Below are 20723 nucleotides of genomic sequence, written 5' to 3'. Positions count from 1 at the left end.
AAGGAGCGGGTTACTTTGGGGTTTGAAGAAAGTAAAGAGATCCAAACTGAGGAAGCGGCGGAATGTACTTCTATCGCTTATAAGGTGTCCATGTATAAGACACGCAAAACCCGTTTCTCCCTTATCTATTCACCCATTCTCTCATTCACTCAATCACTCATTTTCTGCCTCAATAAACGAAAAGGCACTAATGAAGCCGTTCATCTGCTGCAGAAACTGATGAATGTGGTAGCCATCAGCTAGGGCGTGGTGGAGCGCGATGCTCACGGGCAGTATCACCTTGTCAGGCTGCAGGTCCAGTTGGCCAAACGCAATTTTGGGTACGCCGGCCTCCTGCGGATTCACCGAGGTGGCGTGCTCCAGGCCGTAAGATTTAAACCAGGGCAAAGTAGTAATGTGGAGCAAGTCTGGTCCCTGGTGCCCAATAAAGAACTCTTTGCTCGTTTTAGCCGCCGTGATCAACTCCCTGGAATTAGTGCAGAACTCCAGGAAAGTGTCTTTATAGGGCAAACTCACAAACGCAATGGTGTGGTTGTCTTTGAGCACCGTGGTGGAAAGGTCCAGCCCATCGTAGAGCACCACGTCATCGCCCTCCAGCCTTAGCCGGAAGTTCTCCGTGGCCCGGGCTGCCTCCAGCGTCACGTACAGGTACGCCAGGAACACCGATACCTGGTTCTGCTTGCAGTACACGTACAGTGGGGTGATATCTACCTCAGTGTGCACGTTGAAAAACGGTTGGGTGAAGGTTTTGAAGAAGCGGAACTGCTCTTCGCGCGCCCAGCCTTCTACCGTGATCTGTTGTTTATTGTATTTCGAAATCATAGGTCTCAATTCTTTTTTCAATGCCTTTGCGGTCCATCTGGGAAACAAACGCGCCTTTTACGTAGATGAGCTGCTCGTCTTCCAGTTGCCCCAGCAGGCGGTTGAGGTTACGTTGCGAGGTGCCCAGAAGCTCGGTGAGCAGTGGTTTGGAAATCTGCAGTTCATTTAACCGGGAGAGCTCCCGCAGCACAATCAGCAGGGTGTAGATTAATCTATTAGTGCTCTGGATGGAAGATTGCAGCGAGGTGTTCAGCATCTTGGAAGCCATGGAGCGGTGCATGAGCAGGTTAAACTCCTGTTCCTGGGACAGCATTTGCAGGAACTGGTGGCCGCTGATGTAGTAGAACGTGCAGGCAGTAAGCGTTTGCACCGTGCAGAAGTAGGGCATGTGCATGAGCGCCTCCACATCGCCCTCCACCTCTCCGGGACCGAAAACCCCTAAGGTAAACAACTGTCCGGCGGCCGTGGTGCGCGTGACTTTCACTAGGCCAGCAGCCAGGATGTACACACCTTGGGGGGCGGAGCCCTGTTTTAGTAAAATCTCGTGCGCCGGGGTTTGCACCTCGGTGATGTGGTGTTTCTCGCGCAAGGCCGGGTTGGCCTGCATGAACTGCGTGATCTTAGTGCGGTACTCGGTAAAGAACTGCTCTTCCATGCTGCAAACTTACTGGCTTCTGCCGCGGCGCAAAAGGACATTTGTCTCGGGAGGCAAAATCCCTGAAGAAAAGGCTGAAGAAAGAAGACTGTAGGGCCATGTCGGCAGGATTTGGTTTGGCGGAAGAGGTATTGGCCCTGCCCTTGATGAGATCTGCTTTTTTTCTTGTCCCACTTATTGTAAGTTAAGACTCCAATTGCGTACCAATCCTCAACCCCACATGATACACAGATATTTGCTCCTGGTTCTGATGATCGCCTTCGGACTTCCCGCTTCAGCGCAACAGCCGCACACCCTCCAGTCTCCGGACGGGAAGATTAAGGTAACGGTTGATCTGCAAGATATACTGACCTACAGCGTCCTGCATGAGAGGGATGTAGTCATTGCGCCATCGCCTATTTCCATGCAGCTGACCAACGGCGAAATCCTGGGCGGCAAGCCACAGTTGCGGAACGCTAAACGGAATGTGGTAAACCAGACCATCAAAGCACCGGTGTACAAGCGGGCCGAGATCCAGGACCACTACAATGAACTGGTGCTGAACTTCAAGGGCGACTACTCAGTCATCTTCCGGGCTTACAATGATGGGGTGGCCTATCGGTTTGCTACGTCCAGGAAGAAAGACTTTCAGGTGCAGAACGAGGAAGCCGCGTTCAACTTTCCCGCCGATCATAAGGCCATAGTGCCGTACGTGAAACAGGAACGGAAAACCACCATAGAGGAGCAGTTCTGGAATTCCTTTGAGAACACCTACACCCACGCTCCCTTGTCAAAGCTGGACCCGGAGCGCTTGGCGTTTCTGCCTTTGGGAGTAGAGGTAAGCCCCCGCAAGAAAGTAGTCATCACCGAGGCTGACCTGGAAAACTACCCGGGCATGTACCTGATCAACCGCAACGGCAGACCATCCCTGACCGGAGTGTTTGCGGCTTATCCCAAAAGAATTGAGCAGGGCGGGCATAACCAGCTGCAACTCATTGTGCGGGAGCGGGAGAATTACATTGCCAAGGTGAAAGGCACGCGTACGTTTCCCTGGCGGGTGATGGTGATCTCGGCCCAGGACAAAGAACTAGCCGATAGCGACATGGTGTACAAGCTGGCCTCGCCCTCGCGGGTGAAAGATGCCTCCTGGGTGAAGCCCGGTAAAGTGGCCTGGGACTGGTGGAACGACTGGAACATTGCGGGCGTGGATTTCAAATCGGGCATCAACAATGCTACTTATAAGTACTACATAGATTTCGCCTCCCAGAACAACATCCAATACGTGATCCTGGACGAAGGCTGGGCCGTGAACCTGAAAGCCGATCTGATGCAGGTGGTACCCGAGATTAACCTGAAAGAGCTCATTGACTACGGCAAGCAGAAAAACGTGGACATTATCTTGTGGGCCGGGTACCACGCCTTTGACCGCGACATGGAGAACGTAGCCCGCCATTATGCCAACATGGGCGTGAAAGGCTTCAAGGTGGATTTCATGGACCGCGATGACCAGCAGGCCGTGGAATTCTACCAGCGCGCTGCCCAGATTGGGGCCAAATACAAACTGCTCATTGATTTTCATGGCGCGTTCAAGCCCACCGGTTTGCAGCGCACCTATCCTAATGTGATCAACTTTGAAGGCGTGCACGGCCTGGAGCAGATGAAGTGGTCTGGCCCCGAGGTAGACCAAGTGACCTATGATGTGACCATGCCCTACTTGCGCATGCTGGCCGGCCCCATTGATTACACCCAGGGCGCTATGCGCAACGCCTCCAAAGGCAACTACCGCCCGGTGAACTCAGAGCCCATGAGTCAGGGAACCCGGGTGCGTCAGTTAGCCATGTACGTGGTGTTTGAGTCGCCGCTGAACATGCTCGCCGATAGCCCTACCAACTACCAGAAAGAAGAGGAAAGCACCAAATTTATCGCCTCGGTGCCCGAAGTATGGGATAATACCGTAGCCCTGGACGGCCAACTGGGAGAGCACATCGCCCTGGCTCGCCGCAAAGGCAATGACTGGTACGTGGGCGCCCTCACCAACTGGAACGCCCGTGAACTGGAGTTGGACTTATCCTTCTTAGGAGACGGTAACTACAAAGCCGAAATTTTTAGAGATGGCATAAACGCAGACCGCAAAGCCTCTGACTACAAGCACGAGACCATTGATGTGCCCCAAAACCGGAAACTTAAAATCTCCATGGCCCCCGGGGGCGGCTACGTGGCCAGAATCTACAAACAATAGAATTGCAGAAGCCCCAAACCAAGCAGTTGGCTTCCCAGCGTGGAAGGTTTGTTTTAGAGCTGAATTCAGGAATTTAAGCTTAAAACAGGGTATCCTAGTCACAGCTTCTGTTACACAAATGCGATACCCGGCAGTTTTGATGAAAACTGCCGGAAAACGCATTTTTTGATTTTATGCATATTGTTGAACCGATGGAAGGCTGAAAAGATAAGCTCCTGGATCTGAAGTTGCCCTTTGCAAGGCCGCCGGGAATTACGCAACAGCTTTGCCTCTGAAAGGAGAGGGAGAGTGCCGTATCCAATCCAGGGCATCTGTGGGAGCATGGAAGAACTGAAGGTCATAGCAGACCTGCGAAGTCATCAGGCAACTCTCCAGGTTACGGGCGTGGTGAGGATCTTCTGGCACCACCAGCGCCAATTGCTGAATCTCATGTTCGCACAGAAAAGGAACTACCTGGTGCGACAGCCAGAGCAGATCCTGTGGCGTAGGGTTGCCGCGTTTGCTGCAGTCTGAGATGAGTCTCTTAATGTGGAGTTCCCGCACTAACTCCAGAAACGCTAAGCTCCCGTTCTGGTATTCCAGCGTGGAGGGAGGCTGGTTCCAGGTTAACTGTAGAATATGGTCATAGGAGAACAGGGTGATTTCATATAAGGAGGTCTGTTGCAGAAGAGTCGCCTGGCGTTTCATGGGTTTAAGAATTTAGCTATTACATACAATGTTCTATCTGTCTTTTTAAGAAATAAGCGGTAAAACGTAAAAGAATGTAGCTATAAATAATCCTGTTTTTTATTATAGGATTAGCTTTATTGGTATACTTAAATTATTTAAAAAAGATGAGATTTAGAGGCGCTTTTCTAACAAAAAGAGGAAAATAGTTAGATGTATCTACACTAAAGCAAAATAGAGGCAGATAGAGGTGATAAGGCGGGGAAACAGGAGAATAGAAAAAAGATAAAAAATTTAGGCGAGTGCAATTAATTGTCTGGTTTTATGACTTTATTTAGCTGATAACCAGGAAAGAGCGCTGGCCTGGTCTGGAAAGTTCTCAAACTGAATGGTGAACGTCATCTCTTTGGTAAGTTCGCCCGAAATTTTCTGGGATCTCTGCTCCCGTTTGATGTCTGGGTTGATGATGCGCGCCACTTTTTGTACCCGGGTGCCCTGCAGCATCAGCGCAAACTTATAGGCAATGGTCTTCTGCTCTTCCTCGCTTATCTCCACGGTGCTGGAGGTAGAATCAATCAGCAGCTTTTTGATATCGTAGTGTTTAAGGGCATCCACCAGCTTGTTCAGCGAGTACTGAATCTCTGCAATGGAAAAGAACTTCAGGTCTGGCCAGCGTACAGACAAGATATCCGTGGTTACCTCATAGTTTAATTCCAGAAGGCCATCCTTGTACAGAAGCATAATAGTAGTGGGGTTAGAGGTGCAGCAGATTAGCTACTCTAAGATAAAGGAATTTAGGAATTTTTACTCCTGGTGCCGTCATTTGTGCTTTAAAATTAACCCAACCCATGGTGACCATTTACCACAACAACCGTTGCAGCAAAAGCCGTCAAACGCTGGAACTGTTGCAAAAACAAGGGCAGGACGTTCAGGTGGTGCCGTACCTAACCCAGACTCCTTCCAGGGAAGAACTAAGAGAGGTGCTGGCGAAGTTGAAACTCGCCCCCGAAGATATTATCAGAAAAGGGGAGAAGCTTTATAAAGAAGTATACGCAGGCCAGCACCTCACCCACGACGAATGGCTGCAGGTGCTCACGCAGAACCCCATCCTGATTGAGCGGCCCATTGTCATCAACGGAGACAAAGCCGTGATTGGCCGTCCGCCAGAAAACGTTCTTACTATTCTGTAAGGCCGGGCGCAATGGCCGGCGCTTCATCCGGGGAAAGAGGCATCTGTTGGGCAGGAACCGGAGCCGATACTTCGCGCAAATCATGCCGGGAGAGCGATCTGATGGCCAGAACAACGCTGATTACCGTAAGAACTGCCCCTAACAGGAAAGGAGCACCCGGGAAATATTGCGGCGCGTCTTTACTGGTGAAATACGCAAAGGTATAGGTCATGAGCGGAGGCCCTACAATAGAGGTAGCACTCACCAGGCTGGTAAGCCCTCCCTGCAGTTCGCCCTGCTCATTGGCGGATACCTGGTTAGAGATGATGCCCTGGATGGCTGGCCCCGCTATTCCTCCCAGGCAGTAAGGAACCAGGAAGGCAAACATCATCCAGCCCTCGGTGGCAAACGCGAACAGCAAAAAGCCCAAGGCATATAAGGCCAGTCCGTAGTAAACTGATCGCTTATGCCCCAGCCATGGGTTAATGAATCTGATAAGGCCACCCTGCACCACGGCCACCACAAAGCCCAAAGAATAACCTACCCAGGCCTCGTTCCACTTGAACTTCTCCATGGTGTAATAAGACCAGGTGCTTTGGGTAGAGTGGGCCGCTACGTAAATAAAGATAAGTGAACCCACCAGCCCGGCAATAATAGGGTACCGCTTCAGCTGCAACAGCGAGCCCACCGGGTTGGCCCGTTTCAGGTTGAATGGACGGCGGTTTTCCGGGGCCAGTGATTCTGGTAAAATAAAGAACCCGTACAGCCAATTAAGCAGCGTAATGGCTGCCGCTGCATAGAAAGGAACACGGGCGCCAAATTGCCCTAGCACCCCGCCAATCACCGGGCCTATGATAAAGCCCAACCCAAAGGCAGCGCCCACCATGCCAAAGTTCTGCGCCCGCTTCTCGGGCGTGCTGATATCGGCTATGTAGGCGGTGGCCGTGGTCATGCTGGCTCCGGTAATCCCCGCAATAATTCTTCCCACAAACAACCAGGCAATGTTAGGCGCCAAAGCTAGCAGAATGTAGTCTATCCCAAACCCGAAAAGCGAAAACAGCAGCACTGGTCGTCTGCCATACCGGTCAGACAGGTTGCCTAGTACCGGTGAAAACAAGAATTGCGTAATAGAAAAGGCAAACATAAGCCAGCCGCCGTACAGAGAGGCATCGCTCAAGCTCCCGTTGATCAGTTCACTGATGAGTTTTGGCAGTACCGGAATGATTATCCCAAACCCAATGACATCTATCAACAATGTCACGAAAATAAAACCCAGAGCTGCTTGGCGTTGTGCTTTCATAGGATAAATATTTTAGCAAAAGTTGCTAAAATAACTGGATGTTATGCACGCTTGTCCGCCGAAAAATATTCATCGAGGGGATACGCCCATTCATCCGAAGAACTTTCTGCCTGCAGAAAATCATCGTGCAAAACCGGGGTTTGAACTTGTAAAAAGATTTACTTGCCTAATTAGGTAAATTTTTTCTATATTAAATTACATTTTTGTAACGACAACAAGAACAAACTAAACCAAAACTCTGATTCATGAAAAAATCTGTACTAGCCCTGGCCCTATTCTTCTCGTTCGCCGGCGTATCGCTCGCCGACAACACGCCAAACGCCACCAACAATGCCCGGCAACTTGCCAATGCGTTGAAATTGAACGAAGCTCAGTACCTGCAGATTAGAAACCTGGAGAAAGCCAGACTAGCAGAGTTGGGGAAAACCAATTCAGATGCGAAAGCAATCAATGACAAGTTCACAGTAGCTCTTTTGGAGGTTCTCTCTAAAGACCAGCAAGAAGCATATAAGTCGTTGGTGAAAATGAACTCCTCTACCCAACAGGAAGCGCTGCTGAAAAATTAAAACAACTGCCCTTTACCAATAAACTACAAACAATTTTTTTGCCTGGACCCGCCCTGACAAGCGGGTCTCTTTTTTGCTATGCAAGGTACCGTTGGTTAAGAAGTGACCGTCTGGGAAATGCGCTTTCAACAAAACAGAAGCACAAACCTTTATAGGTAAACCCGCAAAAGCTACTGTAAGAGTATGAAATGATCGCTATTGCAGGAGCCACCGCATGGCAATGTTTTGGTTGGGAAATGTCTCCAGGGCGAAGGAGGAAAGCAGTTCCAGGCTCATGGTTGAGGTAATGTTGGCAGATCTGGTTTCGTGGGAATGGTTGGAGGTGCCAATGCGGGCAAACCGCTGAAGGCGAGTTTTCTTCAGATCAGAAAAGAACTTTGATACTATCCGGCGGTAAGAGTCTTCATCTAGGGCATAGATGACACTGTTGCTGCTGTCTAAAAGCAGCTTCTTTACGTCATAGCTCTGAATGTAATCAGCGATGGTATCCAGGCAGCGCTGTAGCTCATTGATGCCAATGTGATGCGCGTTGGGCAGTGCTACCTGTAATACGTCGGTAGAAGGATTGTACTCCAGTTCAATCAATCCGTTTTGGTATAGAATCATAGAGGTTCATCATCAGACAAAAGCCAATCCTCTTCTTTGAATTCTATCTAAAGTTACCAGTGGTTGTTTTGCAAGCCGGGCAACCCAAACGCATGCAATTAGGAAAGAACCTGAGCCAGGAATCTGACCTTGCCAGGTGAATTGCTTTTGGGGAGACACAGAAATCCCCGCTCTACCGAACAGGCCAAGCAGGGGATCTTTACTGGAACCGTAGATGTTAGAGACTTCTTAACCAATTTCTCAGTTCATGCTCGGTTTTCCCAAGCTTCTGCTGAAGCTTGCCAAGCCACTTGTTTTCCTGCCCCTCATCATAGGTCAGGTCGTCATCGGTTAAGTCTCCGTAGGCCATTTTCATTCGGCCCTTGATCTCGTTCCAATTTCCTCTGGATCTATATTCTGCCTCGTCACTATATGACTCGTTATTGGTAGTATTCATATAAAGGAAGTTATAGATAGGTATGTATGTATATACGCAGAGAGCTAAGCAGGGTTGGTGCCAGAAAGGGAGGTTTAGGCGATAGTCTGTCCCTTTTTTAGCCTGCTTTTTGGGAAACAGTTGTAAAGCAGCAGATTAGGTTTTATAGGATGGGAAAAGTATTTTTTATTTTTTGAAGCCTTTCACAAAATCACGTACCGCCGCCGGATCACGGAAGCTGGACAAGGCAAATTCCAGCTGCTGAATTTCCTCTCGTAGGTCTCTTTTGGCGCTTCTGAACTTGGTCTCCATCTGTTTGGGCGTTCCTCCAAAATCACGGTATAACTGCGCCTCGGGGCCCATGTAGTAGTTACTGTGCTCGTCTTCCAGTTCCTGGATCTGCTCTTGCAAAAGCTTCACGTAATACGCCAGTTGCTCCTCGGGAACCTGGGCTAGAATCTGCTCCTGCTCGTGCATGAATTCCATCTGCAACCTGAGCAATTCAAAGAAATCGTCCTGGTGGTAGGCAATGGTCACCTTCTTCATCGCCTCTTCCTTCCAGAGCCGGGCCTGCGGGTCTCTTTCCCGGTCTGGGTGCAACAGCTTGGCCAGGGTGGTGTACAGTCGCCGACTGGCCTTGCTGATCGTTTCCAGCTCCACTTTGGCTTTGGTTTGTTTGGCTTGCTGCGCCTTGGCCTTTTGCCGGTTAGCTTTCTGAGCGTCGCGTTTTTCCTGTTCTTCCTGCATTTGTTTGTCTAACCGTGCCTGGAACGCCTCCAGGTCTGTGAGGTCTTCCAGGTTCACGTCCAGGCCCAACACGTTCCTGAGCAGTTGCTGGGTTTCTGCTTTTGCCTGGTCAGGATTTTGTTTCGGCACGGAAACGGGCGTGGAATACCGGTGCAGGATTTCCGATACTTCCTCGGCCTGGTACTGGTGGAAGAGGTAAGAAGCCTGGTCTTTGATAAAAGTGGCCAGGTTTTCACGCTCCAACCGGGCAAATTCTTCTGTCTGGTACACTTCATCCAGTAACCTGACCAAGGCTACTCTGTTGGCAACCATTTCCCTGACCAGCGGCTGAACCTCTTTTTGCACCCGGGCTCTGGCGGCCTCGGTGATCTTAGCCCTTTCTGCCAACTGGCCTTTTAAGTGGTCAATGGTCTGGATGCTGGCGTTGAACTGATGCTGCAGGTCAGACAAAGACGCTTTTTCCTGGGGAGTGAATTGAGGAAGATTATTCTCTTTGGGCTGGTGGTCTGAGGACATAAGAATGCCGGGGTTTTTAAATAATTGTTTGCTGCTGGCGTAGCGGCGGCTTTTCTATGGATTTATGGGCTACTCTTTCTATAGGTAGCGGTATGCGCTCACGGCCGCGGGGCCCCGTCTTCCGCGCTCGCGCTGTACCAGCTTCCTTTGCTCCCTTTCGGTCGCAATGCCCGCGGCACCGGAACCTGCTAAGGCGCTCGCACGAAAGACTGGAATCGGGGAAGTAGCGGAATTGGTGACAATGGTGATGGAACCGTAGAGACAAGGCACTGCCTTGTCTAACTCTCGCATTGCCTTTCCATGGTTCAAGTCCGTGACTTGGACCTATAATGGTGGCAGTTTGTAACTGCCCTGAGGCGCTAGCCTCAAAAGCACATCTAAAGGTAAAACGCAGCTAAATTCGGTTCACCCGTTTTTCAGCAGATGAACCGAATTTGACAGCATGAAAGCTACGCTTTTGAAGCCACTGGTTCTGCTGCTGGGATCTGTTTTAGGGTCTCCAACAGGAAATTCCAGAATTTCTGAACGGAGCTGATCTGTACTTTCTCGTCGGGGGAGTGGGCGCCGGTGATGTTAGGTCCGAAGGAAATCATCTCCATATTGGGGTAGTTAGTGCCCAGAATACCGCATTCCAGACCGGCGTGGCAGGCGTTCACGTGCGGGGTTTCCTGGAAAAGCTCGCGGTACAGGGTGCTCATGGTTTTCACGATGGTGGCATCGGGGTTGGGAGTCCAGCCGGGGTAGGAGCCTTTTTGGGTCACGCTGGCACCGGCCAGCTCAAAGGTGCTTTGGATGGCCTGTGCCAGGTCAAACTTCTCGGTATCTACCGAAGAGCGGGTAAGGCATTGAACGGTATACGTACCGTCTTTTACCAGAACGCGCGCCAGGTTATTGGAGGTCTGCACCAAGCCTTCAATGGCGGGGCTCATGCGGTAAATGCCGTTAGGGCAGGCATAGAGCGCGCGCAGCACCTGGTTCTGGAAATCATAGGAAATAGCCGCGGAGGGCAGGTCAATCACCTCGGCTTGCAGTTGCAGGTGCGGATCGGTGAGGGCGTATTCGGCTTTCAGGATTTCGGCCTGTTTTTCCATGAACTGCTCAAAAACCGGCATGTTGATTTCCGGGATGGCAATCTCAGCGAATGACTCCCGCGGAATGGCATTGCGCAGACTGCCACCGTCAATGCTGTACACTCTGGCGTTGAGTTTGTGCGTGGCCTGGTACAGAATACGGTTCATGAGCTTGTTGGCATTGGCCCTACCCAAATGAATGTCCATACCCGAGTGGCCGCCAGTTAGGCCAGTGAGGCTGATGCGGTAGCCTTCAAAATCAAAAGGGATTTTCTCCTGGTTGTAAGAACCGGTGGCGGTAACGTCTACGCCGCCGGCGCAACCAATGGTGAGTTCGCGGTCATCCTCGGTGTCCAGGTTCAGCAGGATGGAGCCTTTCAGCAAACCACCTTTCAAGCCCATGGCCCCGGTCATACCGGTTTCCTCGTCAATGGTGAAAAGGCACTCCAGCGGCGGATGCGCAATGTCGCGGGAGGTGAGCAGGGCCATCATGGTGGCTACGCCAATGCCATTGTCGGCGCCCAGCGTGGTTCCTTTCGCCCGTACCCAGTCGCCGTCCACGTACATCTCAATGCCCTGGCTGTTGAAGTCAAAGTCGGTATCGGCGTTCTTCTGGTGCACCATGTCCAGGTGGCTCTGCAGCACCACGGTCTGGCGGTCTTCCATGCCCGGGGAGGCAGGCTTGCGGATGATTACGTTGCCCACCTCATCGGTGATGGTGTCAAAGCCCTGGCTGTTCCCGAAATCCTGGATGAACTTAATCACGCGCTCTTCTTTCTTGGACGGACGGGGCACGGCATTCAACGCCGCGAAATGCTGCCACAGGGCTTTAGGTTCTAAGTTTTCTAGCTGGGTGCTCATAAAGAATCGGTTCAGGAAACCCTGCGGAAGAGCCAAGGCTCCGCCTGCTGGTTTTGGTTGAGGATAATGTTCCTTTGGTAAAGGTAGTAAACAGAACGGACTACCGCCCGCGCCAGTTTAGGAAAACACCACCCTGTTTTTGGCCTTTTTTCAGAAAAGCGGGGGCAAAACGGAAACAAGCCAGAAGAAGGCAGGACCGGTAGATTTCGCTTTCAAGAAAACAACTTGTAGCGCTAAGGAGTAAAAAAGAGTTCTTCAGATGAACATCTTACTGCTGATACACTATGGCAAAACGAATGAAAGCGGCCTTTTACGAGGAGTTTGGGGGCACAGACAAAATCAAAGTAGGTGAAGTAGACATACCAGAATTGAAAGAGGGCGAAGTACTGGTACGCGTGAAAGCCGCCGCCGTGAACCCCGTAGACAATGCCGTGCTGGCGGGTTGGCTGAGCAGTTTCCTTCCCGTGCATTTCCCGGCCATTCCGGGCTGGGACATTGCCGGCGTGGTGGAAGACCGAGCCTTCAGTGCCCGTCGCTTCAACGTGGGCGATGAAGTCTATGCATATGCCCGCAGACCCGTAGTGCAGCAAGGTACCTTTGCCGAGTACATCGTGATCCCAGAGAGTTACCTCGCTCACAAACCCAGGAACCTGAGCTTTGAGGAAGCCTCGGGTATTCCGCTGGTGGGGTTAACCGCTTACCAGTCCATGTTTGATGCCGGTAATCTGCAGCCCGGCCAGAGCGTGCTGATCCTGGGTGCCTCCGGCGGAATCGGGACGCTGGGCATTCAGTTGGCCAAAAATGCGGGAGCCACGGTCATCGGCGTAGCCAGCCAGCGCAACCATGCTTTCATGCAAGAACTGGGCGCCGACCATACCATTGACTACAACGGTACCGATGTGGGGCAGGCCGTGAAAGAGATTTTCCCCGAGGGCGTGGACCTCATCTTTGATGCCGCCAGCGGCGAAACCCTCCAGCAAAGCCTCAAAGCCCTGAAGCCATCCGGCAAATTGGTTTCCATCCTGAACCAGGGCCAAGACCTTGACAAGAGTATTAACTTCCAATACGTCTTTGTGGAGCCCAACTCCGCTGAGCTGGAAATCCTTCGCCAACAAGCCGAGGCCGGCAATCTCAAAGTCCACGTAAGCGAAACCTACACCCTGGACCAAGCCGCCGAAGCCCTGGACCAGATTGCCACCCACCACACCAAGGGCAAGATTGTAATAGTGCCGTAAATCTTTGCAGCAATAAAACCTGATAATGTCGGGAGGTAAATGTTATAGAATTGTAGAGACAAGGCACTGCCTTATCTCCAACCGTTTACAGCGTCACATTCAACTCAGAGGAAGAACCATCAATTCGCGAACAACCTGAAAAGGATTAATGCGGATTTTAGCCCTCTTTTCCTCAAAACAGGCCCAAAACAGAAAGCCTCCGCTATTTTTTGGCGGAGGCTCTCTGTTAACAAGTCATCGGCTTTTCATGCCACCTTGCTGTAGGCTTTATGGATTTTATCTACCCAATCTTTGCCCCACACGCGTAGCCCGTAGGTCCAGATGTAGTTGGTTCTACCGTATTCCGTCCAGTTTTCTTCATGGCTGTCTAGCAGCAGGCCGTTGGTGAGGTCTTTGTGGTGGATGTAGAACGTGTTGGTGTCCAGCTCAATGATTTCCTCAAAGTTGTCAATGGCAAACGAACTGTCCAGTTGCAGGAAGAAGGAATTGGAAAACCTGCCGGTGGCAAAATAGGTCTTGGGGTTCGCTAATTCCTGTTTGAGTGAGGAGAAGATTTTCCTGAGTTTCTCTGCCTGCGAAAACGGGAAAACCACGCTATAAACAGGCCTTTGGGACTCTCGGGAATAAATCCGCTGGAACAGCCTATCGGTTTCCTCAATAGACAGCACCGCGTCCCCGCACACTGGTTTTCCGGCAATTCTTGAAAGACAGAGCAGAAAGTCACTGAGGTAGTGTCTTCGGTCCTGCTGCCTTTTCAGATACGTAATGCGGTTCTGGCGTCTTTGTTCTTCTTTCATCATGTCCTGGAGCACAATAGGGTGATGGTGGACTCTGAATTGAAAATCAATGGTTCACCATTTTGTATTGCTCCGGGTTGTAGCGTTCGCCCACGTGCGGGTATTGTTTGAGAAGGTCTTCCAGCGCCTGAATATCTTCTATGGTGAGCTGAATGTCCACGGCGGCGGCGTTCTCCTCCAGGTATTTGCGGCGCTTGGTGCCCGGGATGGGGATGAGGCTCTCGCTCTGGGCCAAAACCCAGGCCAGGGCTAGCTGCGCCGGAGTGCAGTTCTTGTTAGCCGCGAACTCCGCAAACGCTTGCGCCAATTTCTGGTTGTTGTCCCAGTTGTCTTCGTTTTTGAAACGGGGCAGGGACTTGCGCATGTCGTTATCCGGGAGGGTTTCCAGACTTACGGTATTGGTCACCAAACCGCGCACCAACGGACTGAAGGGCACGAACGCAATGTCCAGCTCCTGGCACAGCGGAATGACTTCTTTCTCGGCATCGCGGGTGAGCAGCGAGTACTCCGACTGCACGGCGGTGATGGGATGTACGGCGTGGGCTTTCCGTATAGAGGCCGGCGAGGCTTCGGACAAGCCCAGGAACCGCACTTTGCCTTCCTGAACCAGTTGGGCCATGGCACCTACCATTTCCTCCACGGGCACGTTGGGGTCCACGCGGTGGGCGTAGTACAAGTCAATCACGTCTACTTTGAGGCGCCGGAGGCTGCCTTCCACGGCGGTGCGCATGTAGGCCGGGGAACCGTCAAAGGCCATACCGCCGTCTTCGGTGGGCTTGAAACCGAATTTTGTGGCGATGAAAATCTTGTCACGATTTGGCACCAGCACCTGCGAGATCAGTTTCTCGTTGTGGTGCGGGCCGTAGACATCGGCGGTGTCCCAGAAGTTGATGCCCAGTTCCAGTGCCCGGTGCAGGGTGGCAATGGATTCGGCATCGTCGCGGGTGCCGTAGGCCTGGCTCATGCCCATGCAGCCCAGGCCAATGGCCGATACATTTACTCCGGTGTTGCCCAGTTCTCTATAGGTCATATCAATTGAGTTTTAGCTGAACGTGGAAAATAGAATGTACGCCCCCGGCGAGAAACCGGACGCAAAAAGCGCTCTAAGAAGACCGATGTTCCTCTAGTTTTTCCTCCGCAGCGTTGGTTCTGAAAGGCCACTCCTGGTTCAGTTTCGCTTTGATGAAATACACCACCGTTCCCAGCGAGATCACCACCAAGCCCGAGATGACCATGGTAGTGCCCGTAGACAGCAGAATGGCCGCCCACATGAGCAACGCCACAATCACAGGCAGCGGGAACAGCGGCATTTTGTACGGGAAATCCTCGCTGCTTCGGTTCTTGCGCAGCAGCAGCAAGCCCACCGCCTGTCCCATGAACTGAATGAGAATGCGCATGGCCAGAATGGCACTGATGACATCGCTCAACCTGAACAGCATACTAAACACGAAGGCCACCGCACCCAGAAACAGCAACGAGATATGCGGAAAATGCTTGGTGGGGTGCAGCCGGGCGAAGACCTTGAAGAAAGCCCCATCGGCGGCGGCCGCGTACGGAATACGCGTGTAGCCCAGCGTGGCGGAGAACACCGAGGCGAAGGCCACCCACAGGATAAGCACCGTAACCACCGTTGCCGCCGTGTTGCCCGCCAGCCGCTGAATGAAAAGGCTCACCACAAACTCGCTTTCCTTCGCTTCCTGCCAAGGCACCACGCTCACCACGCTGATGTTCATGAGCAGGTACAACGCCGCGATGCCCGCAATGGAATAAAACATACTGCGCGGGATGTTTTGGACCGGATTCTTAATTTCGGCCCCTAAATGGCAGATGTTGTAGTAGCCCAGGTAGCTGTACACCGTTTTCACGCTGGCAAACCCGATGGCCGCGACAAACCCGTAGTTGACGGTGAGGCCTTCGTTCATTTCGCGCAGTGGCTGCAAAAAGTTTCCGTTGGCCAGTCCGCCGCCAATGATCCAGCCCATGGTGAGCAGCACGCCCACCCACAGCATCACGCTGATCTTGCCGATGGATTCAATCTTTCGGTAGAGCAGCACAACAATCAGAATGACCACCCCGCCGCTCACTACTTTGGAGGTGATATCAGTCAAAGGCACCAGGTAAGAGAAATAGGAAGCGAACCCAATAGCCGCCGAGGCAATTACCAGCGGGGCCTGAATCATGGTTTGCCACACAAACAGGAAGCTCATGAACCGGCCCATGCCTTTTTCGCCGTAAGCTTCTTTCAGGAAGTTGTAACTACCACCGGCTCTGGGGAAGGCCGCGCCCAACTCACTCCAGATCATGGCATCCACAATGGAAAGCACCGCGCCCGCCATCCAGGCGTACAAGAAATAAGGTCCGTTCATCATGCCAATAACCATGGGCAGGGTGATGAACGGACCAATGCCCACCATGTCAATCATGTTAATGGCCGTGGCCTGTGCCAGCCCCAGGCGTCTTTCTAAGTGAGGTGCAGACATGTAGAAGTAGCGTCAATAAAAGAAAATAGATGCGTTAAAGATGGTGAAAAGAAAGCTGCCTATGCGTACGTGCGTTGGTATCTGCGGGTATAGCAGAAGTGGGTTCCTTTAGAAATAAAGCATGCTTGAAGGATGCAGGCTGCTTCAACTCAGGTCAAATCTAATTGCGGGCTCTTTTCGTATAGTAATAAACTGATATTTCAGATAGACTGTCTTATCCGCTTCCTGCCAGAAAACACCTGTATCCTTTTATAACCTCAAACCAGAAACCGCACCAGATGGGCGGTACACCTAAAAACCTGTTTTATGAACGAGCACTACTACAACGCCAAAGATTTGTCTCAATTTGCCAACGTGGGAGACTTACAGCAAGGCCTGGCCGACAAGTTTTTTTCTTATTACGGCGAGGTTTTCAAGGACAGTGAACTCACCGCCCGCGAAAAGTCTTTGATTGCGCTGGCCGTGGCCCATGCCGTACAGTGCCCTTACTGCATTGACGCTTACAGCACCGATGCCGTGGAGAAAGGCTGGAGCGGCCCGCAGATGATGGAGGCCGTACACGTGGCGTGTGCCATTAGGGGCGGGGCTTCTTTGGTGCATGGTGTGCAGATGATGAACAAGGTGAAGGAAATTTCCATGTAGGCATGAAGTCCCTCAAAGCGCAGCACAGTCTTTTAGCCATTGCTCAGGAGCAGATAGGAATTATCCAGCACGGGCCCAATCCCGATTTCTCCCTGGTGCCCTTTGAGGACCAGTTAAAGAAATCCGACCTTTATCCGCTGAAGCCGCTGCCCGCGGAAATCCTGCAGATCAACATCGGGAAGATGTGCAACCAGGTTTGTAAGCATTGCCACGTAGATGCCGGGCCAGACAGAAAGGAAATCATGACCCGCGAGACCATGCAGCAATGCCTGGAAGTGCTGCAGGCCAACCGGCACCTGAAGACGGTGGACCTTACCGGGGGCGCCCCGGAAATGAACCCGGATTTCAGGTGGTTTGTGACCGAGATCTCGAAACTGGGCCGACACGTGATGGTGCGCTGTAACCTTACCATTCTGCTGGCCAATAAAAAGTACCATGACCTGCCGCTCTTCTACAAGCAACACAACGTAGAGGTGGTTTCCTCGCTACCGTTTTACACCCAGGACCGCACCGACCGTCAACGCGGCAACGGTGTTTTTGAAGACAGCATTAAAGCCCTGCAAATGCTGAACGAAGTAGGCTACGGCAAAGAAGGCACCGGCCTGATCCTGAATCTGGTGTACAACCCGGCGGGTGCTTTTCTGCCTCCTGCCCAGAAAGCGCTGGAGATTGAGTACAAGCAGGCTTTGGGGCAGAAGTTCAACATTGAATTCAACCAACTGTTTGCCATCACCAATCTGCCCATCAGTAGGTACCTGGACTATCTGCTGGCCAGCGGAAACTATGAAAGTTACATGCAGAAGTTGGTAGCTTCGTATAATCCGGCCGCCGCCGCCAATGTGATGTGCCGTACTACGCTTTCGGTGGGTTGGGACGGTTATTTATATGACTGCGACTTCAACCAGATGCTGGAACTAAAGGTAAACGGGCCGCACCAACACATCAGTGATTTTCAAAACGATCTGCTGCAGCAGCGGGACATTGTGGTGGGGCAACATTGCTACGGGTGCACCGCCGGGGCAGGAAGCAGCTGTGGCGGAGCCGTGGCATAAGCTTACCCCAATTCTGTTTCCTGCTTAGTTTTATCAAATCAGGCCTAAACCAAACAACCCTTCTAGAGTTCATGCAACCAAGCTTCGCGCTCATCATCTTCGTTAAAAACCTGGTGCCCGGTAAGGTGAAAACCCGCTTAGCGGCTACAGTGGGCAATGACAAAGCCTTAGAAGTGTACAAGCACTTATTGCAGCATACCAGAGAAGTGTGCCAGGCAATAGACGCGCATAGAGTGGTGTATTACTCAGGCCAGGTGGAAGAAACAGATTTGTGGGACAGTGGTTTTGAGAAAGCCAGGCAGCACGGCAATGACCTAGGCGAGCGTATGAAAAACGCCTTTGCCCAAGTACTAGCGCAAGGCTACACCAAAGCTGTAGTCATTGGGACTGATTGCCCCGGCATTGATGCGCAACTATTGGACACAGCCTTTGATGCCTTGGAAGAATCGGATGTGGTCATTGGGCCTGCGTTTGATGGTGGGTACTACCTATTGGGAATGAAAGCGCCGCACTCATTTTTGTTTGAAGACATTGCCTGGAGCACCGCTACCGTATGTGAAACCACCCTTGCAAAGTGCCGCCAGCATCAACTAGGCTATCACCTTCTGCCACCCTTGCATGATATAGACGAAGAGAAAGACTTGGTTCACCTGCAAGCAACGGGAAAATGAAAGAAGCGCAATTGGTTTTCGTCTATAACGCCAACGCTGATCTGTTCAGCACTGTGACAGACTTTGCTCATAAGCTTTTGTCGCCGCAGACGTACCCTTGTCAGCTGTGTGCCTTAACCTACGGAAATTTCACCGAGAAGCAGGCCTGGAAAACGTTTGTGCAGCACTTGCCCATTCCCTCGGTTTTCCTGCACAAAGACGAGTTCGCCAAGAAATACCGCCTAGACACGCGCCTGCCAGCTGTTTTCTTGCAGCAAGACGGAACGCTGGAAGAAATCATCAGCAAGTCCGAGTTGGAGAACTGTTCTTCTCTGGAAGCTTTGCAAGATTTGGTGCGCAGTAACCTGAAAAGGCATGCTTAGCATCATCGTGCCCACCTACAACGAGGTTGACCAGATAGGGCAAACCATTCGGCATATTAGGTCCGCTTCCGGGCAGCATGCTTTGGAAATACTGGTGGTAGACGGCGGCAGCGCCGATGGTACCGCTTTGATTGCGGAACAGCACGGGGCTACGGTGGTAAACAGTGAACGCAAAGGTCGGGCGGCCCAAATGAACAAAGGCGCGTCTTTGGCCCAGGGAGAGCTCCTGTATTTCCTGCACGCCGACAGCATTCCGCCCCAAGGATTCATAGACCAGATTCTGACGGCGTACCAGCAAGGGGCACGAAGCGGGTGTTTTCGGTTGGCGTTTGATGATCCGCATTGGTTTTTAAAAGCCAATGCCTGGTTTACCCGGTTCAACATCAACGGCCTCCGGTTCGGGGATCAAAGCTTGTTTGTAGCCAAAGAGGTTTTTGCCCAAAGTGGCGGGTTCCGGGAAGATCTGGTGGTGATGGAAGACCAGGAAATCATCCATCGCCTGAAAAAACTGGGTACGTTCAGGGTATTGCCAGACGTGGTCATTACCTCGGCCAGAAAGTATAGGGAAAATGGCGTGTTCCGGATGCAAGGCATTTTTTACCTGATCTGGAGCCTCTATTACCTGGGCTACTCGCAGCAGCAGTTAGTGAAAGTTTATAAAAAACTGATCAGAAAACATAAGCTGTAAAGTGCCATTTGCCTAAACAAAGCAGAAGGAGTAGAGGTTAGTTTTCAGAATATCTAAATGCCGGTGACCCATGAGACCAGACGATAAAAATGCAGCTCTCCCACCAGAGAAAAGGCCCTTTCGGATATTGATCATCTCCGGGTCAGACCGGCGACAGTACAACTGTCCGGGCGTAGACAGTAAGTCCCGTACCCTGATGCTGAAAATGGCCGAAATGCTGCCCCAGGATTGGGAAATAGATTATGAAGACTTAGGTAACGTGTACGGCCGGGCCAGAATCCAGAGTTGTAATGCTTGTGTCTCCACCTCCATGGCCTTGTGCGTGTGGCCCTGCAACTGTTATGAGAAAAACAGCAAGAAAGAGCCAGACTTGTTGTGGGATTTGGACATGTACTCTAGGCTAGACATGGCCGATGCCTGGGCCATCATCGGGCCGGTGAACTGGTACGCGCCCACCAGTAACCTGAAACTCATGTTTGACCGCTTGGTGTGCATGAACGGCGGCAACCCCGACGAGAAAACCATTGACCACAAGAACCCCGAGAAAGCCATGGCCCTGGAACATAGCCAGGAATGGGAAGCTATGAGCCTGAACCACCTGGAAGGCAGAACCGCCGCTTTCTTCTGTTACGGAGACGAAGGCAGTGATGAAATGGATGACACCGGCCGCCCGAAACTGCTACGCCACAAACATTACTTCGATCCGGAAAAAGAACCTTTCCAGCACATGCGCGATGCGTACGCGCCCTTGGTATGGCAAAGCCGTTACGGCGGCATAGAAGTGCCTGACCAATTATGGGCTTACTGCACCACCGGCAAAGGCGTGAAGTACAGCGACAACCAAGCCGAAGACATGATCAAAGAAGACGAGTTCATGAATACCTTTGCCGAATGGGTGCAACAATTTGAAACGTTTGTCCGCCTGAAAGGGAAAGTGCCACCTAATAAGTACCGGGCCTACGGGTATGACCCTCCTGCGCACCATTGGGCCGATTTGCAGGATGGAATTCGCTATGTTAGAATGATGGCGGGCAAATCTCCGGAAGGCTCTTCGCCCCAGATCCAGGAAGAGTTAGGCTTAAATCAGGATGCCACCCTGCATACCAAAAGAGGTGAAGGCGAAAAGCTGCGGAGCAAAGAGCAGGAGTAAGGTAAACCACTCGTTGCTTTGCTCAGGGCTATGGG

Annotated in this window: 22 protein-coding genes; 10 read left to right on the top strand and 12 right to left on the bottom strand. The window is 51.7% G+C overall.

What is annotated here, in order from left to right; all coding sequences use genetic code 11:
• Positions 1–153: 153 nt before the first annotated feature.
• Complete coding sequence (locus JT719_RS06685; RefSeq protein WP_207431900.1) at positions 154–822, bottom strand: CatA-like O-acetyltransferase; 669 nt, start codon at positions 820–822, stop codon at positions 154–156.
• The gene (locus tag JT719_RS06680; RefSeq protein WP_207431898.1) at positions 803–1477 is read right to left on the bottom strand and encodes a Crp/Fnr family transcriptional regulator; all 675 of its coding nucleotides are present in this window, start codon (positions 1475–1477) and stop codon (positions 803–805) included. Before JT719_RS06680 ends, JT719_RS06685 begins: the two co-directional genes overlap by 20 nt.
• Positions 1478–1697: 220 nt before the next feature.
• Between JT719_RS06680 and JT719_RS06675 the strand changes: the two genes are divergently transcribed.
• Positions 1698–3695, top strand: coding sequence for a retaining alpha-galactosidase (locus tag JT719_RS06675; RefSeq protein ID WP_207431896.1), 1998 nt, complete (start codon positions 1698–1700; stop codon positions 3693–3695).
• Positions 3696–3947: 252 nt separating this feature from the next.
• Here the strand turns inward: JT719_RS06675 and JT719_RS06670 are convergent, their stop codons facing one another.
• On the bottom strand, positions 3948–4382 hold the full coding sequence (locus JT719_RS06670; protein WP_207431894.1) for a hypothetical protein: 435 nt from the start codon (positions 4380–4382) through the stop codon (positions 3948–3950).
• Between the two features lie 309 nt (positions 4383–4691).
• Positions 4692–5102, bottom strand: coding sequence for a hypothetical protein (locus JT719_RS06665; protein WP_207431892.1), 411 nt, complete (start codon positions 5100–5102; stop codon positions 4692–4694).
• 107 nt (positions 5103–5209) lie between these two features.
• Here JT719_RS06665 and arsC point away from each other — a divergent pair, with 107 nt between their 5' ends.
• Positions 5210–5551 (top strand): arsenate reductase (glutaredoxin), encoded by a 342-nt coding sequence (arsC, locus tag JT719_RS06660; protein WP_207431890.1) that lies wholly within the window; start codon positions 5210–5212, stop codon positions 5549–5551.
• On the opposite strand, the gene JT719_RS06655 is transcribed toward arsC, so the two are convergent.
• Entirely contained in the window at positions 5541–6830 is a 1290-nt protein-coding gene (locus JT719_RS06655; RefSeq protein ID WP_207431888.1) for a TCR/Tet family MFS transporter, read from the bottom strand. The genes arsC and JT719_RS06655 overlap by 11 nt on opposite strands.
• Positions 6831–7075: 245 nt before the next feature.
• Between JT719_RS06655 and JT719_RS06650 the strand changes: the two genes are divergently transcribed.
• Positions 7076–7396, top strand: coding sequence for a hypothetical protein (locus JT719_RS06650; protein ID WP_207431886.1), 321 nt, complete (start codon positions 7076–7078; stop codon positions 7394–7396).
• A gap of 195 nt (positions 7397–7591) precedes the next feature.
• Here the strand turns inward: JT719_RS06650 and JT719_RS06645 are convergent, their stop codons facing one another.
• From JT719_RS06645 to JT719_RS06630, 4 genes are all read right to left on the bottom strand, one after another.
• Positions 7592–8002, bottom strand: coding sequence for a hypothetical protein (locus JT719_RS06645; protein WP_207431884.1), 411 nt, complete (start codon positions 8000–8002; stop codon positions 7592–7594).
• Positions 8003–8219: 217 nt separating this feature from the next.
• The gene (locus tag JT719_RS06640) at positions 8220–8438 is read right to left on the bottom strand and encodes a CsbD family protein (RefSeq protein ID WP_207431882.1); all 219 of its coding nucleotides are present in this window, start codon (positions 8436–8438) and stop codon (positions 8220–8222) included.
• A 165-nt stretch (positions 8439–8603) separates the two neighbouring features.
• Positions 8604–9680, bottom strand: coding sequence for a J domain-containing protein (locus tag JT719_RS06635; protein WP_207431880.1), 1077 nt, complete (start codon positions 9678–9680; stop codon positions 8604–8606).
• A 449-nt stretch (positions 9681–10129) separates the two neighbouring features.
• Complete coding sequence (locus JT719_RS06630; RefSeq protein ID WP_207431879.1) at positions 10130–11611, bottom strand: aminoacyl-histidine dipeptidase; 1482 nt, start codon at positions 11609–11611, stop codon at positions 10130–10132.
• Between the two features lie 284 nt (positions 11612–11895).
• On the opposite strand from JT719_RS06630, the gene JT719_RS06625 reads away from it, so the two are divergent.
• A complete protein-coding gene (locus tag JT719_RS06625; RefSeq protein ID WP_207431877.1) occupies positions 11896–12846 on the top strand; it encodes an NADP-dependent oxidoreductase in 951 nt (316 codons plus the stop codon).
• A 245-nt stretch (positions 12847–13091) separates the two neighbouring features.
• On the opposite strand, the gene JT719_RS06620 is transcribed toward JT719_RS06625, so the two are convergent.
• The 3 genes from JT719_RS06620 to JT719_RS06610 form a co-directional block, all read right to left on the bottom strand.
• The gene (locus tag JT719_RS06620) at positions 13092–13646 is read right to left on the bottom strand and encodes a hypothetical protein (protein ID WP_207431875.1); all 555 of its coding nucleotides are present in this window, start codon (positions 13644–13646) and stop codon (positions 13092–13094) included.
• A 43-nt stretch (positions 13647–13689) separates the two neighbouring features.
• Positions 13690–14673, bottom strand: coding sequence for an aldo/keto reductase (locus JT719_RS06615; protein ID WP_207431873.1), 984 nt, complete (start codon positions 14671–14673; stop codon positions 13690–13692).
• A gap of 73 nt (positions 14674–14746) precedes the next feature.
• Positions 14747–16123 (bottom strand): APC family permease, encoded by a 1377-nt coding sequence (locus tag JT719_RS06610; protein ID WP_207431871.1) that lies wholly within the window; start codon positions 16121–16123, stop codon positions 14747–14749.
• A 306-nt stretch (positions 16124–16429) separates the two neighbouring features.
• On the opposite strand from JT719_RS06610, the gene JT719_RS06605 reads away from it, so the two are divergent.
• From JT719_RS06605 to JT719_RS06580, 6 genes are all read left to right on the top strand, one after another.
• Positions 16430–16765, top strand: coding sequence for an arsenosugar biosynthesis-associated peroxidase-like protein (locus JT719_RS06605; protein ID WP_207431869.1), 336 nt, complete (start codon positions 16430–16432; stop codon positions 16763–16765).
• Positions 16766–16767: 2 nt separating this feature from the next.
• Complete coding sequence (gene arsS / locus JT719_RS06600) at positions 16768–17817, top strand: arsenosugar biosynthesis radical SAM (seleno)protein ArsS (protein WP_207431861.1); 1050 nt, start codon at positions 16768–16770, stop codon at positions 17815–17817.
• Between the two features lie 71 nt (positions 17818–17888).
• Positions 17889–18488, top strand: a complete 600-nt coding sequence (locus JT719_RS06595; protein WP_207431852.1) for a TIGR04282 family arsenosugar biosynthesis glycosyltransferase — start codon at positions 17889–17891, stop codon at positions 18486–18488.
• Positions 18485–18850 (top strand): hypothetical protein, encoded by a 366-nt coding sequence (locus tag JT719_RS06590; RefSeq protein ID WP_207431845.1) that lies wholly within the window; start codon positions 18485–18487, stop codon positions 18848–18850. The genes JT719_RS06595 and JT719_RS06590 overlap by 4 nt, the downstream gene beginning before the upstream one ends.
• The gene (locus JT719_RS06585) at positions 18843–19538 is read left to right on the top strand and encodes a TIGR04283 family arsenosugar biosynthesis glycosyltransferase (RefSeq protein ID WP_207431843.1); all 696 of its coding nucleotides are present in this window, start codon (positions 18843–18845) and stop codon (positions 19536–19538) included. Before JT719_RS06590 ends, JT719_RS06585 begins: the two co-directional genes overlap by 8 nt.
• A 70-nt stretch (positions 19539–19608) precedes the next feature.
• Entirely contained in the window at positions 19609–20688 is a 1080-nt protein-coding gene (locus tag JT719_RS06580; RefSeq protein ID WP_207431833.1) for an NAD(P)H-dependent oxidoreductase, read from the top strand.
• Positions 20689–20723: the final 35 nt, after the last annotated feature.

This window comes from Sabulibacter ruber, assembly GCF_017355955.1.
In the GTDB taxonomy this organism is placed as follows: Bacteria; Bacteroidota; Bacteroidia; order Cytophagales; family Hymenobacteraceae; genus Nibribacter; species Nibribacter ruber_A.
Note: the sequence above shows the minus strand (reverse complement) of the source record. Positions and strands in the feature narration are given on the sequence as shown.

Excerpts from the sequence above, each read along its gene's own strand:
- JT719_RS06685 (WP_207431900.1), bottom strand. The coding sequence starts at position 822 with ATGATTTCGAAATACAATAAACAACAGATCACGGTAGAAGGCTGGGCG.
- JT719_RS06680 (WP_207431898.1), bottom strand. The coding sequence starts at position 1,477 with ATGGAAGAGCAGTTCTTTACCGAGTACCGCACTAAGATCACGCAGTTC.
- JT719_RS06675 (WP_207431896.1), top strand. The coding sequence starts at position 1,698 with ATGATACACAGATATTTGCTCCTGGTTCTGATGATCGCCTTCGGACTT.
- JT719_RS06670 (WP_207431894.1), bottom strand. The coding sequence starts at position 4,382 with ATGAAACGCCAGGCGACTCTTCTGCAACAGACCTCCTTATATGAAATC.
- JT719_RS06665 (WP_207431892.1), bottom strand. The coding sequence starts at position 5,102 with ATGCTTCTGTACAAGGATGGCCTTCTGGAATTAAACTATGAGGTAACC.
- arsC (WP_207431890.1), top strand. The coding sequence starts at position 5,210 with ATGGTGACCATTTACCACAACAACCGTTGCAGCAAAAGCCGTCAAACG.
- JT719_RS06655 (WP_207431888.1), bottom strand. The coding sequence starts at position 6,830 with ATGAAAGCACAACGCCAAGCAGCTCTGGGTTTTATTTTCGTGACATTG.
- JT719_RS06650 (WP_207431886.1), top strand. The coding sequence starts at position 7,076 with ATGAAAAAATCTGTACTAGCCCTGGCCCTATTCTTCTCGTTCGCCGGC.
- JT719_RS06645 (WP_207431884.1), bottom strand. The coding sequence starts at position 8,002 with ATGATTCTATACCAAAACGGATTGATTGAACTGGAGTACAATCCTTCT.
- JT719_RS06640 (WP_207431882.1), bottom strand. The coding sequence starts at position 8,438 with ATGAATACTACCAATAACGAGTCATATAGTGACGAGGCAGAATATAGA.
- JT719_RS06635 (WP_207431880.1), bottom strand. The coding sequence starts at position 9,680 with ATGTCCTCAGACCACCAGCCCAAAGAGAATAATCTTCCTCAATTCACT.
- JT719_RS06630 (WP_207431879.1), bottom strand. The coding sequence starts at position 11,611 with ATGAGCACCCAGCTAGAAAACTTAGAACCTAAAGCCCTGTGGCAGCAT.
- JT719_RS06625 (WP_207431877.1), top strand. The coding sequence starts at position 11,896 with ATGGCAAAACGAATGAAAGCGGCCTTTTACGAGGAGTTTGGGGGCACA.
- JT719_RS06620 (WP_207431875.1), bottom strand. The coding sequence starts at position 13,646 with ATGATGAAAGAAGAACAAAGACGCCAGAACCGCATTACGTATCTGAAA.
- JT719_RS06615 (WP_207431873.1), bottom strand. The coding sequence starts at position 14,673 with ATGACCTATAGAGAACTGGGCAACACCGGAGTAAATGTATCGGCCATT.
- JT719_RS06610 (WP_207431871.1), bottom strand. The coding sequence starts at position 16,123 with ATGTCTGCACCTCACTTAGAAAGACGCCTGGGGCTGGCACAGGCCACG.
- JT719_RS06605 (WP_207431869.1), top strand. The coding sequence starts at position 16,430 with ATGAACGAGCACTACTACAACGCCAAAGATTTGTCTCAATTTGCCAAC.
- arsS (WP_207431861.1), top strand. The coding sequence starts at position 16,768 with ATGAAGTCCCTCAAAGCGCAGCACAGTCTTTTAGCCATTGCTCAGGAG.
- JT719_RS06595 (WP_207431852.1), top strand. The coding sequence starts at position 17,889 with ATGCAACCAAGCTTCGCGCTCATCATCTTCGTTAAAAACCTGGTGCCC.
- JT719_RS06590 (WP_207431845.1), top strand. The coding sequence starts at position 18,485 with ATGAAAGAAGCGCAATTGGTTTTCGTCTATAACGCCAACGCTGATCTG.
- JT719_RS06585 (WP_207431843.1), top strand. The coding sequence starts at position 18,843 with ATGCTTAGCATCATCGTGCCCACCTACAACGAGGTTGACCAGATAGGG.
- JT719_RS06580 (WP_207431833.1), top strand. The coding sequence starts at position 19,609 with ATGAGACCAGACGATAAAAATGCAGCTCTCCCACCAGAGAAAAGGCCC.